12 protein-coding genes and 1 pseudogene are annotated in these 12,565 nt (G+C 56.5%); 3 read left to right on the top strand and 10 right to left on the bottom strand.

Features of this window, described 5'->3' with window-relative positions; genetic code table 11:
• Positions 1 to 91: 91 nt before the first annotated feature.
• Complete coding sequence (locus M1617_06340; protein ID MCL5887889.1) at positions 92 to 682, bottom strand: acetyltransferase; 591 nt, start codon at positions 680 to 682, stop codon at positions 92 to 94.
• A 185-nt stretch (positions 683 to 867) separates the two neighbouring features.
• Here M1617_06340 and M1617_06335 point away from each other — a divergent pair, with 185 nt between their 5' ends.
• The gene (locus M1617_06335; protein MCL5887888.1) at positions 868 to 1,737 is read left to right on the top strand and encodes a hypothetical protein; all 870 of its coding nucleotides are present in this window, start codon (positions 868 to 870) and stop codon (positions 1,735 to 1,737) included.
• A 21-nt stretch (positions 1,738 to 1,758) separates the two neighbouring features.
• Here M1617_06335 and M1617_06330 read toward each other — a convergent pair whose 3' ends face one another.
• The 4 genes from M1617_06330 to M1617_06315 form a co-directional block, all read right to left on the bottom strand.
• Positions 1,759 to 2,493 carry a hypothetical protein gene (locus M1617_06330; GenBank protein ID MCL5887887.1) on the bottom strand — a complete coding sequence of 245 codons (735 nt, stop codon included), beginning with the start codon at positions 2,491 to 2,493 and terminating at the stop codon, positions 1,759 to 1,761.
• Between the two features lie 110 nt (positions 2,494 to 2,603).
• The gene (locus tag M1617_06325; protein ID MCL5887886.1) at positions 2,604 to 3,149 is read right to left on the bottom strand and encodes a DUF3343 domain-containing protein; all 546 of its coding nucleotides are present in this window, start codon (positions 3,147 to 3,149) and stop codon (positions 2,604 to 2,606) included.
• Positions 3,146 to 3,355: a sulfurtransferase TusA family protein gene (locus tag M1617_06320; GenBank protein ID MCL5887885.1), complete on the bottom strand. Its 210-nt coding sequence runs from the start codon at positions 3,353 to 3,355 to the stop codon at positions 3,146 to 3,148. Before M1617_06320 ends, M1617_06325 begins: the two co-directional genes overlap by 4 nt.
• Positions 3,356 to 3,360: 5 nt before the next feature.
• On the bottom strand, positions 3,361 to 4,632 hold the full coding sequence (locus M1617_06315; protein ID MCL5887884.1) for a YedE-related selenium metabolism membrane protein: 1,272 nt from the start codon (positions 4,630 to 4,632) through the stop codon (positions 3,361 to 3,363).
• A gap of 166 nt (positions 4,633 to 4,798) precedes the next feature.
• Between M1617_06315 and M1617_06310 the strand changes: the two genes are divergently transcribed.
• Positions 4,799 to 5,914 carry a calcium/sodium antiporter gene (locus M1617_06310; protein ID MCL5887883.1) on the top strand — a complete coding sequence of 372 codons (1,116 nt, stop codon included), beginning with the start codon at positions 4,799 to 4,801 and terminating at the stop codon, positions 5,912 to 5,914.
• Positions 5,915 to 5,947: 33 nt separating this feature from the next.
• Here the strand turns inward: M1617_06310 and M1617_06305 are convergent, their stop codons facing one another.
• A complete protein-coding gene (locus M1617_06305; GenBank protein MCL5887882.1) occupies positions 5,948 to 6,802 on the bottom strand; it encodes a CpsD/CapB family tyrosine-protein kinase in 855 nt (284 codons plus the stop codon).
• Between M1617_06305 and M1617_06300 the strand changes: the two genes are divergently transcribed.
• Complete coding sequence (locus tag M1617_06300; GenBank protein MCL5887881.1) at positions 6,798 to 7,133, top strand: hypothetical protein; 336 nt, start codon at positions 6,798 to 6,800, stop codon at positions 7,131 to 7,133. The genes M1617_06305 and M1617_06300 overlap by 5 nt on opposite strands.
• A 33-nt stretch (positions 7,134 to 7,166) precedes the next feature.
• On the opposite strand, the gene M1617_06295 is transcribed toward M1617_06300, so the two are convergent.
• The 4 genes and pseudogenes from M1617_06295 to M1617_06280 all read right to left on the bottom strand — a co-directional run bounded on the left by M1617_06295 (position 7,167) and on the right by M1617_06280 (position 12,564).
• Positions 7,167 to 8,765 (bottom strand): polysaccharide biosynthesis tyrosine autokinase, encoded by a 1,599-nt coding sequence (locus M1617_06295; GenBank protein ID MCL5887880.1) that lies wholly within the window; start codon positions 8,763 to 8,765, stop codon positions 7,167 to 7,169.
• An 814-nt stretch (positions 8,766 to 9,579) separates the two neighbouring features.
• A pseudogene (locus M1617_06290) lies at positions 9,580 to 9,684 on the bottom strand (LytR family transcriptional regulator).
• Positions 9,685 to 9,962: 278 nt separating this feature from the next.
• Positions 9,963 to 11,819: a cell wall-binding repeat-containing protein gene (locus M1617_06285; protein MCL5887879.1), complete on the bottom strand. Its 1,857-nt coding sequence runs from the start codon at positions 11,817 to 11,819 to the stop codon at positions 9,963 to 9,965.
• A 61-nt stretch (positions 11,820 to 11,880) separates the two neighbouring features.
• On the bottom strand, positions 11,881 to 12,564 hold the full coding sequence (locus M1617_06280) for a hypothetical protein (protein MCL5887878.1): 684 nt from the start codon (positions 12,562 to 12,564) through the stop codon (positions 11,881 to 11,883).
• Position 12,565 lies beyond the last annotated feature (1 nt).

Here is a 12,565-nt window from a genome sequence, read left to right as displayed (position 1 = left end):
TGAGCTAATCGCCCGATCCTGTCCGAAGCCGCCTTCGGGTAAGCCGCAAAGACGAACGTCATTCTAACATCAATCCGCCGAAATTCCACAATCAGCGTGCAGGCACTCCGAAAACCTTTGAGTTGTCCGGTATATTCCGTGTGACTACCGCACCTGCACCGATCACGCAATCCGATCCGACATGGATGCCTGGCAGTAGAACCGCGCCTGCACCAACGAGGGTCCTCGTCCCCACAGTAGAGGCGCCGCTCAAAAGAACGCCGGGAGCTATATGCGTATGGGCACCAACACTGACATCGTGAGCTACGACGCACCCTACGTTCAAGATGACGTTCACTCCAACCCGCGCCTGAGCGTTGACCACAACATTCTGCATGACCTGACTGCCTGCGCCAATCGCACTGTATCGACTCACACATGCCGAAGGGTGGATCAGTGTGATGAACTCGAGCTCCTTCACCCATGAGTGCCAGCAGTTCGCCCTTGCCTGAACGTCGCCGATGGCACAGACGGCCTGCTTACAGATGGACGAATCCGGGATTCGAATCACAGGCAATCCAGTTGGGATATGAGGGCCTTCGGCAAAATCGTCTTGGAAGGCTGCAATTGTATACCCAGCAGCAACCACCACATCGGCGACTTCCCTCGAATAGCCCCCTGCGCCGAATATCACAACATCCACGATGCGACTTCCCTTCGCCGTCCGATTTTGGCCTCGATACATTGCACCCAACGATTACCAACTTGCCATACATCCAGATGCCTCGGCAAGGCCGATATGGCTCTTTTGCGCTCGATGGTTCTTGTGAAGCCTTGAGGCTATACTGATTTCGCACCAACCGTCACGACCGGAAGACCTGTAGATCGATGCCCCAAGGACCTCAAGCAGCGCAAAAGTCAGCGTATTTCGGCAGGCGCATATCGCTACTGACGAAGCACGAGAAGCAGCGAGTCATCGCCCCCGTGCTCGAGGCATCGTTGGGCTGCGAGGTTCACACCGTGTCAGATTTCGACACGGATCGACTAGGCACTTTCACCCGAGAAATCGCCCGCGAAGGCACTCAGCTGGAGGTTGCCCGCAAGAAGGCGCGCATCGGGATGGAGATCGCCGACTTGCCTGTCGGTCTGGCCAGCGAGGGATCCTTCGGACCCGATCCGATGGTTGGTCTGATCCCGTGGAACATCGAGTTCGTCCTCTTTCTCGATGACGAACGCGGCCTGGAGATAGTCGGGGTCGCTCAGGGGAAGTCCAACTTCGCCCACCTCGTCATATCGCACCCGGATGAGCTGGAAGAGTTCAAGGCGCGCGTGGGCTTCCCAGCACACCAGCTAGTCGTCAGGCCCGACAGCGAGAGCGACGCTCGCATCCTCAAGGGAATCAGCACCGAACCGGAGCTTTCCAAAGCCCTTCGGTGGGCCTTCTCCTTGTCCTCGGAAGGAAAAGTCCATGTCGAGACCGATCTTCGGGCGCACACCAACCCGACGCGCATGGCCGTAATCAAATCAGCCGCCGAGGACCTTGCGACCAAGCTGGTCACCCCCTGTCCTGCGTGTGCGACGCCCGGCTACGCCGTGACTACTCGCTCTGGGCGTCTCCCCTGCGCCGATTGCGGCGGACTTACCGATGAGCCAAGTACAGAGACACGTACCTGTGCAAAATGCGCATTCGCCGAGACGACCGATCTGCCGAAGGGAAAAATGGCTGATCCCGGTCGGTGCAGACACTGTAACCCGTAGCGAGGCCTGGCTGCCACACGCTCACATCGAAGCGCGAATCGCCCCTATGAGCTGAGAAACACTCGTGGCCGGAGTAGCTGCGATATCCTCCCCGGCCCGGCGATTAATCTCGCACCCCATGGTCGCCGCGTCGACAGTGGGCAACCCGGCGGCCATGAGGGCAGCAACGATTCCGGTCAGCGTATCACCGGTTCCGCCGATAGCCTCTAGCGACGGCACTGAGGGTTCGCTGACTTGCGCGACCACACGGCCTTCTCGGCAGATATGATCTACCGCACCTTTGATGATGAGGGTTCGGGCTGAACCTCCGGACTCCCATGCACGCCCAGCCAGCTGCTTCGGATTGAAATCTTGACCGCCGAAGATGAACTTCGATGAGTAAGCAGGATGCTGTGTGTCAGGGTCAGCGAGAAACCCTATCTCCCCGACATCGGGGGTCATCAACTCGAAGCGCTGGGCTACTCCCGCCGCCTTGGCCGCATACATCCCGCCAGCATCGGCCACCAAGGTCGCCTGGGGGCGGATCTGGTCGATCTGTGAAACGGCATCGAACATCAGCGAGACCAGCGGCTTCATGTAGTGGAAGACCACGATATCGGGTTCTATCCGGGAGATGACTTCAGCGAGCATACCGAATGCCTGGATTGTGCCGTCTCCGCGGCCGATATCCGGGCACAGGAGAACATGGGGAGGCGGAGCCTGGTTGGCCTTGGCCACAATTGCAGCGGTTGCGATGAGGGCAAATGCCCCTTGCATACAGGGGTACTCCCGGTCCGCTATACGAACTCCACCACTTTCGAAGGAGGCGGAGCCAACGATAGGGCTCCCTGAGATGGCAGGATAGGTCGCAACAACAAGGGTCCTCATCATCGCTTGGCCCCGAGTAGATGGCACGCCTCAACGAATGCCGAATCCAGCATCAGGCCACAGATTGTGGCCCCGAGCTCTCGTGGCCGAGGCGCCTGATCTAGCCTCAGTCCGACCAGTTCGATGTTCAGGAATGGAATATCCGGGCAACCACCACCGCTGATGTTGACGATCAAACCATCATCCTTCTTGACGGTGAGCTTCATATTGCCGACTCTAACCATGAGCCAAGAACCGTAGTCGACTGTGGTTGCTACGTTTACGAGCCTCTCACCACCATCTGCGCTCACGGTCCATGCTCGCACCCTCACCTCGCCCGCAATGAGATGCGTTATCCCCTGAGAGATCTCCTCAGCGGGCAACTCGAGTGCAAGGTCGCATCCCACCCTGAGATCGAAGGGTGGTGCAACCATGGCCACTTTCAGCCCGTGATCGATAAGAACCGATTCGGCAGCCATGGCTTCAGCGATCTCGTCGAAAAGCAGGAGCCCGAGTGCTTGACTAGCCTCGCTTGAAGGCGCTGCACCTGTCGAAGCGGATCTCATGCCCTCGTTGCTTTTATGCTATAGCCCTCAGCCGACTCATCGACTGTCACGTCGTAGCCACTGTCTCTCAGCATGGCAACAACGTTGGCTTTAGCTGTACCTGAGTCTGCCAGCACGGTGAGATTATCGGGTCCGGAATCTAGCGCTTTCTTGGTTTCCACCAACGGCATCGGGCACGATAATCCCCTTACATCAACCTCTATCATCGCAATCATCCTCTCGCGATAGCGCCGCTACGCCTGGCCAGAAGCGCAATTGCGGCCAATATGACGACCATCACCCCGATGGCGGGCCACGCAAGCGGGGCAAGTCCCGCCGCACTCGAGGTCAACTGGGCCCAGTGGGCGAAACCTGCACCAGCCAACATGCCGACCACTGCAGTAAAGCCGTCGAAATCACCTTCAGCGCCAACTATGATCTGCCTGAAAGGGCAACCACCGAGCATCATGGCTGCGACCGAAGCAACCGTCATCGCCACAAAATTCCCGAGGATATCCATGTGGGCAACCGGCTGATTCTCAAAACCGAGTCGGAACTGCCCGAGGGCAACGTTGGCGACTGCAGCACCGATTAGTAGACCGGCAACACCGAAAAGCTGATCGTAGCGTCTGACAAGGATCGCATCGCGTATCCCGCCAATTGAGCAAAAACGTGTTCTCTGGGCCACAACGCCTATCAGAAGGCCTGCTACAAGTGCGATGGCGAGCGGAGCACGTCTCCCACCCGGCTGCGGCCTTGCGTTGCTAACCGACTCAGCGCTGGCGAGAACCTCACCGGTGGCAGCGACAACGGAACCTTCGGCTGTGACGATTGCGCCCTTAGGCCTGAGAACATTCGCGATCACACCGTCTTCCTTGACGAAGACCGCAGGCGGAGAGTCTCCGGTTGCGAATGCGCCCTGAGTGGTCTGGGTGGTAAAGGTTGGTCGTGAATCGAATGCGGCTAGGCCGGCAAAGACCAGAAGGATTATCGCAAGTGCGGGAAGTGCCCAACCGAGAACCCCCGAGACTTTCTTGGATCTACCCAACGAGTACCCCCGCTTGAGGATCATGATTCCAACAACAACCCCAGCAACGATCCCAAGGATTCCCCAAATGGCGTTCAGGTCACCACCGGCGAGACGCAACCATGCACGAACAGTGCATCCCAGAAAGATAAGTGCGGAAACCATGAAGATGAAGCCCAAAACGAACCGAAGTAGAGTTCCGCTTCCTCCGCGCGGACGGAATTCCCGTGTCAATGCCGCTGCCGCAACTGCACCTAAGATGATGCCAATGATCTCAGGGCGAATGTAGGCGGTTCCAGCTTGCCCAGTGGCTACACCGGCGAAGAATCCGGTGATATCACGAAGAAAGCATGCAACACATACACCCATGTTCCCCGGATTACCCTGACTGACCAACCACGATGCGACAACGCCGATGAATATGCCCGCTCCGCCCACAAACCAAGCAGTTACCCCAATCCCTGCCTTCCGTCTCATACCCGCCTCCAGATCTGATTCGCTATGCTATTTGTGGTCATTATACATCATATAATTTCGAGTAGAACAACTGTCTTTTTCCTTTCAGAATTCGCAATCCGCTGCAAACAATGTCACAATCGCGTGGCAATAATTCGCAGCACAGTGTGCATCTGAAAGAGGAGCCATGGATCTCATAACCATCATATTGTTCATTATCGGACTGGTCCTTCTCGTCGTTGGCGCAGAGCTATTGGTCCGTGGAGCTGCAAAGCTTGCGTCCCGGCTGGGCATTTCTGCACTAGTCGTTGGATTGACCGTCGTGGCGTTTGGAACCAGCTCCCCCGAGCTTGCGGTCAGTATTCAGGCGGGTCTCGCCGGTCAAGCTGACATAGCCCTCGGAAACGTCGTCGGCAGCAACATATTCAACGTCCTGTTCATTCTGGGTGTTGCCGCACTGATCGTGCCCCTGACCATCTCGCATCAGATTGTCAGACTGGAAATTCCGATCATGATGGCAGTCTCTATGTTGCTATTAGTAGTGGCTTTTGATGGCAAAGTGAGTGTGTTCGATGGGCTAATTCTATTCGCCGGAGTGGTTGCGTACACCGTTTTCGCGATCAAGAGCAGCCCTGCAGACACGCCAGCGACTGAGGAGCAGTACGAGAATGAGTATGGAGTCAAACCGGGGCAGCGATTGAGCATTCTAGACAAGCTTGCGGTCCAGCTTGCCCTCATCGTTGGAGGGCTTACGCTTCTGGTCGTTGGCTCTAATTGGCTTGTCGATGGAGCAGTCGCCTTCGCTCAGCTCCTGGGTGTCAGTGAGCTTGTGATCGGATTGACCATCGTGGCAGCTGGAACCTCACTTCCGGAGGTTGCAACTTCAGTTATCGCTGCCATCCGGAAGGAACGAGACATTGCCGTTGGTAATGTGATCGGGAGCTGCATCTTCAACATCCTGTGCATTCTTGGTCTTGCTTCCTTGGTAACGCCGGGTGGCTTGTCGGTATCCCCTCAGATTCTGGCATTCGACATCCCACTGATGGTGGCAGTATCAATCGCATGTCTGCCGTTGTTCGCATTCAGCCATCAGATCACAAGAGCGAACGGCGCACTCTTCCTAGCTGCATATGTGTCGTATGTCGCCTACCAGATTCTTATGGCCACAAGCCATCCATCACTGCCAGTCTTCGTGCAAACGATGCAGGGCATTATCCTTCCGATTGCCGTCGCGGCCCTTATAGCCATTATGGTAGTCGGCAAGAACCATCCGGCCGGAAGAGGAAATGGCAGTACTGCCTAGGAATTGCTGGCGGCCCTCAAGTCTAACTGAGGGTCAGCGTAGTAAGGCGCGTACCTGTTCGACCATTCCCAGCCCAAGAGATTGGTCAACAAAGTACATCGCCACGACAAGGACGGCAAAGAGCAGAACCACAGCGAGAACCACTGAAAGCAGTTGTCCGAGAATCCTAGCGTACCGCTGGGCCGTTCCCTCGGCCGGTATACCAGCAGCGGATGTATACCGAGCCGGAGCTCCGACATCCACAGTGGTTCTGGCACCGGAGTCAGGCTGCCTGCTAGCCTTTCGGCCACGATCAGTCGGGACGTCCTGATAGTATCCGGCATAGCTGTACGGTCCATAGTGTCCACCATAGTAGCCGTATCCGCCACCCTGCTCCCCTTGCTGAAGACCCCAGACCACAGAGCCAAGAATCCGCGCGCCTACCATCTCCAATAGCTCGCGGCCTTTGGTTGCAGTTTCACGGGTCGAAGAGCCCGCTTTAGTCACCATCAGAACACCGTCTACCCATCGGGCGACTGCACTGGGGTCTGCTACGGCAAGCAGTGGCGGGGCATCCAATATCACCCAATCAGCCCACTCCTCCAGGCTCTCGATGAGCTCCTTCATCTTGTTGGATCCAAGGAGTTCACTGGGATTAGGAGGCATCTTTCCGCTTGTCATAACTAGAAGTCTCTCGTCACCCGGACGCTGCAAGGCGGCCTTCATGGTCTGCGAGCCGCGGAGCACGTCGGACAGGCCGATTATGTTTTGAATGCCAAAGAACGTCTCTGTGGTTGGCCTTCGAAAGTCGCAGCTAACTAGAACAACCCGTTTGCCTGCCTGCGCCAACGAGGCTGCAAGATTGGCTGCGACTGTGGACTTGCCTTCAGCTGGTGCAGCACTGGTGATCAGTAGAGTCTTGATGTTGTGCGGTGGCTTGTCGGTATCCCCTCAGATTCTGGCATTCGACATCCCACTGATGGTGGCAGTATCAATCGCATGTCTGCCGTTGTTCGCATTCAGCCATCAGATCACAAGAGCGAACGGCGCACTCTTCCTAGCTGCATATGTGTCGTATGTCGCCTACCAGATTCTTATGGCCACAAGCCATCCATCACTGCCAGTCTTCGTGCAAACGATGCAGGGCATTATCCTTCCGATTGCCGTCGCGGCCCTTATAGCCATTATGGTAGTCGGCAAGAACCATCCGGCCGGAAGAGGAAATGGCAGTACTGCCTAGGAATTGCTGGCGGCCCTCAAGTCTAACTGAGGGTCAGCGTAGTAAGGCGCGTACCTGTTCGACCATTCCCAGCCCAAGAGATTGGTCAACAAAGTACATCGCCACGACAAGGACGGCAAAGAGCAGAACCACAGCGAGAACCACTGAAAGCAGTTGTCCGAGAATCCTAGCGTACCGCTGGGCCGTTCCCTCGGCCGGTATACCAGCAGCGGATGTATACCGAGCCGGAGCTCCGACATCCACAGTGGTTCTGGCACCGGAGTCAGGCTGCCTGCTAGCCTTTCGGCCACGATCAGTCGGGACGTCCTGATAGTATCCGGCATAGCTGTACGGTCCATAGTGTCCACCATAGTAGCCGTATCCGCCACCCTGCTCCCCTTGCTGAAGACCCCAGACCACAGAGCCAAGAATCCGCGCGCCTACCATCTCCAATAGCTCGCGGCCTTTGGTTGCAGTTTCACGGGTCGAAGAGCCCGCTTTAGTCACCATCAGAACACCGTCTACCCATCGGGCGACTGCACTGGGGTCTGCTACGGCAAGCAGTGGCGGGGCATCCAATATCACCCAATCAGCCCACTCCTCCAGGCTCTCGATGAGCTCCTTCATCTTGTTGGATCCAAGGAGTTCACTGGGATTAGGAGGCATCTTTCCGCTTGTCATAACTAGAAGTCTCTCGTCACCCGGACGCTGCAAGGCGGCCTTCATGGTCTGCGAGCCGCGGAGCACGTCGGACAGGCCGATTATGTTTTGAATGCCAAAGAACGTCTCTGTGGTTGGCCTTCGAAAGTCGCAGCTAACTAGAACAACCCGTTTGCCTGCCTGCGCCAACGAGGCTGCAAGATTGGCTGCGACTGTGGACTTGCCTTCAGCTGGTGCAGCACTGGTGATCAGTAGAGTCTTGATGTTGTGCTCAAAGTTGATGAAGTCCAACGAGTTTCTGAGGACGCGATATGCCTCGGCAGCAGGTGATCCGGGGTTCTCAATAATCGTGAGTTTCCGCTTTTCGTCTTTTTCCAACTTCTCGAGAGGTATCAGCCCAAGGACAGGTGCACCAAGAGCTCCCTCGACTTCCTCTGTCGACTTGAGTGTGTTATCCAGATACTCATTGAGAAGCGCCAACCCAATCCCAAGGACCAGACCAAGAGACAATCCAAGCAACGCATTGCGAAGCGGGTTCGGTGAAACGGGCTGAGGATTGTATACCGCCTCACTAACAATACGGGCAGCACCTGTTTCAAGTTGCTCCTGGATGAGGAGAGTCTCTCGCTTCTCCGCAAGTGTAGTGTAGGCACCGATAGCTATCTGAAGTTCGGCGGCCAATTCTTCTTGTCTGCCCTCAGCCTGGATTCGCCTGCCGAGGGTGAGTATCCTGTCCTCAGCCTCGGTGAGTCGAGCATCGACCTCGTCAGCAGCTGCAGCGATACTCTCCCGCCTGTGATCACGGGACCAGACAACGAACTCATCGGCGAGCCTATTGGCTATGTCGGCAGCCATCCGAGGATCCGTGTACCTTACGCTGACCTGAATGATGTTGGTCTGACCGACGGTAGAAACTGTCACGTTCTGAGCAAGGGCATCAGCCGTCATACCAAGACTCAGGGCCCGAATCGTATTCTCCAGCAGGGGTCTCATCTGAAGTAGTTGGACCTGTGTCTGCATCCCTCGCTCTGGTTGCCCCGTGAACTCGGTAATGGCTGTGCCCAGAAGAGCTGCTCCCGCATCTCTGTCGGTAATGAGAACCCGTGTTTCCCCTACGAATTGAGGGGCCTGAATAAAGCTGACCGCCAAGGCGGTAACCAGTGCAATTATAGCAACCCGCACAATCACGGACCTGCGGGATTTTATGATCTTTAGGTAGTCCCTAAGTTCCACTGATTGATTACTTCAGCTCGAACCGAGTGATGAACCAGTACTTCCGTCCACTGTCATCCTTCGAGACAAGAACGAAGCGAGCAGGCTTGCGGTCAAGAGAGCCGCCGAGTAGCGTAACGTGGACTGTCGCTGTGCCCGATCCTCGCGTGACGCCGTCTACTCGTGCAGTTGTGAACCCCCCTTGAAGCAGACCCCTATTGATGAGGTCCTGGTTTGCAGCAGTTTCTTGCTGTTGAGAAATGGTACGGACGACGCCAGAATCGATGGTCCGCGGGCGCGGTGTCGATTCAGCACCCCCGGCTGCAGCAATGCTGAGAAAATACCACAGTCCGTCGGTGCGGCCAAGAACCATCGTGCCTGACAATGAGCCGCCAGCACGGTATCTGACTGTAACAGGGACGGTAGCCCTGTTTGGACCGATTGCTGCAGATCCGAGAGCGAGTGCTGTGATATCACCGTTCACCAGTCGATTGATTTGAGACTGAGACTGTAGTTGTTCTCTGTACATAGCCGCTTGGGCGGTGCTGATTGGGAATACGACGGCAGCTTCGGCATCCCGATCTGCGGGAGGAGCGGCTGGTGCAGATGGGGGTGCCGGAGTGGGATCAGGCGTCGGGGTGGGATCCATGGACACCGGTGGGGTCGCTTCATCAGAAGGCGTAGGGGTGGTTTCATCCGCTGGTGGAACTGGTTCCGGTTGCGGCGCAGGGGTAACAGGCGCTTCAGCGACAGGTTGGTCGGCAATTCCGAGAATCCTTGCCACCTCAGAGACGCCACCTACCCATGTGACAGCCAGAGCCAACGCGACCACGGAGAGCAGCACTAAAGCCAGCCCGATGACCACTCCTTTTCTTGACCCTGTTCCTGACGCTCTTGACTCTTCCATCATCCGCTCCCTCAAGCCAGCATATCACCTGATGATTATCGTGCATGAAACCAAATAATGCCAGACTGTCTTCATCGCAACGGCGTAGGCGGCAACATTCCGATCAATGTATTCCAAGTTGTAACACCTATGGCACCCGTGCCGCCGACTACGAACGAGTGATTGATCGCGAAATCAAAGGACCGAAGATAGTCTCCCACCTGAGTGGAGAGGAAATTGGGCTGGGTGAGCAACAGGGGGCCGCCATGGGCGCCGGACAGGGCAGCGCTTGCCAAGGCATCGGGGAAGGTGGCCCCCGATGCGATCGATAGGTTCCGGGGCTGGGTCCAGCCGGCGGCGACTGAGTCCTCGGCGATAATCAATGATGTCTCGAATCGATTTATCCCTGCAGCACGACTCATCGATCCGCCAGCTGCGAACAAGGCCGCGTCGGCCGCGCTAGCGCTGACCGCACCTACCCCACCTGCAACGTAGACATCCATCCTTCCGCCAACGGGTCTTAGAGACCTGATCGCCTCAGCGCTGGCTGGGTGAAGTGCTGCGCGTGGAGTGAGGATAATCGGAGTTCTGGTGAGAAATGCCGGGCCAGACAGCGACAGGGCATCAGGGAAGGTCTCACCCGATGCAAGGAATATCGTTCGCGGCCTCACGCCGGTAACCTGGCGGACCTTGTGTGCTACCTCGGCTGCGGTGGCATAGCGATTAGCGCCATGAATGCGCTCTATGACGAGTTGTGGAAATCTTGCTCGAAGGGCTGTGACGACTGCGGGAGATACCGGGCCACTACCCCCGATAATGTATACCTTTGTTACTCTGAGACGGGCAAGTTCGTTGGCGGTGGCAACCGGCAAAATCGACGGCTCTGTCAGTAGAACTGGTGCGTTCAGTGCGCCGGCCAACGATGCAGCCGCCAAGCCATCGGGAAAATCCCTACCAGAAGTCAACAAAGCGGTGCGGGAGCCCGCGGGATATGCGCGCCTCGAAAGCTCGGCGGCAGTCGCAAACCTGTCAGCACCCGCAACTCGTGTGGCCGACGGTGGTGCCGGTACTGGGTCGATATCGACAGTGATGTCCGCTCGACCATATCCATTGAAGCGCAATACCTCAAGATGCCAAACTTGTGAAGTCCCGGCGGGAGTATCAAGGATGATGCTCTCGTTGGAAGTTGGTCCATTGCTGAATTCTTGGGGTACGACGGTGAGAGGCCGAAGACTCGTAGTGCCAGGAGCGTAGAGATAGAGATCGAAATCGCTATCCGAGGGTCCTGCTAGACCAATCTCGACCCTCCTGTTCGCAGGCAATGTGATTCTGAATACCTTGTTGGCTCCCCATACGTTGGGGATGTCGGTCGAAATCGTACTGGGGGCTGGTAGGGGGAGAGCAGAGGGAATGTCGACCCTAGCATTGGCGGTCGCCGGAAGCAGATTCCATTTCAGCCGATAGTCTCCCGCACCAGCGAATGCATTCACTTCGATGAAGTATGTTCCTCCCAAGCCTGAGGGGATGTCATACGCGATCTTTTTGGGATATCCACCCTCCGTGGCGTGGGCGACTGCGATCGCATCGGGAAGCATGGTCAGACCTGGAGAGTAAAGATAAAGGTCGAACACAGCGTTGCTACCTGGACCGGGCGTCAGTTCAAGTTCGAGGCGTTGACCTGGCGTAACTTCAATCCTATAGAGATCGAATCCACCAGCAACCAGAGTGCCGCTTGCGGGAGATGGTGGCAGGGGGGTCGCAGCGGTAGAGTCCAGCGCCAGACCCGAAACATTGGGTGCCAGGGTTGCAGTGTGCTCAGTTTGACCGAGCCCTTTGAGTAGTACCGGATTCACTGTGGTGGGTGATGGCGTGTATGCGTGGAGTGGTGTGGTGGAAATGAGTAGAGCGGAAATAGCGACAATAAGTAACCTTGACTTGTGAATTCTCATATTTGACTCCCGTGGCCCCTTGATTCCGTTAATAGGAACTATACCACAAAACAAACTCCATCTAACGATATGCCTCCAGTTTGGCGAGCCAACGCTGATACTCATCTGGACTAAGATCAGTATCTACTTCGCTATGGGGTATACCGACGATGCCTAGTGTCCTTGCGACTTCCCTCCCCAGCCCCTCAATAATTGGAACCCTGTCTGCAGCCTCAAGATACTCCACACCTTTGAGCATGGCAGTGATTTGCTGAGCGTCCAGAGGCATAGGGCCTTGCGGGAATGTGAACATCTGCTCGCCATCGAACACATCGATCTGGGTCGTGAGGTGAACTGTCAGTTTCCCTTCGGCGGTCAGCGCCCCTAGGTCCTGAGAATCAAGCACTACATGCGCAGGGTGGGGCGAGTCCGACGAAATACTCTCGGCTAGCCCGGCCGGTCCCTCGAACGGATAGACATCCCGCAAGAGATTGAGTCCTGTACCCGGGATGGTCACGGTGGACATGGGGTCTAGGCTCTGAATCTCCATGGTTCCGCTCTGGAATTGATGGCGATCTATGGTTCTTGGGAGAACAATATCGTCCTCTCCGGGCAAGGCCAGGATCAGCAAAACATCCGATTCTGCGGGCTCATTGGCGATTCGTCCGCCGAGGATGGTGACGGCTACCCCAGCACCAACAATCAGGACTACAGCGATCGTCGCCCCCATGTGAAGCCAGTTGGTCTTTTTTGAAGGACCTCGCACC

The sequence above is a fragment of the Actinomycetota bacterium genome (genome assembly GCA_023488435.1).
Lineage (GTDB): Bacteria > Actinomycetota > Coriobacteriia > Anaerosomatales > UBA912 > UBA912.
This window is presented reverse-complemented; position numbering and strand designations above follow the sequence as displayed.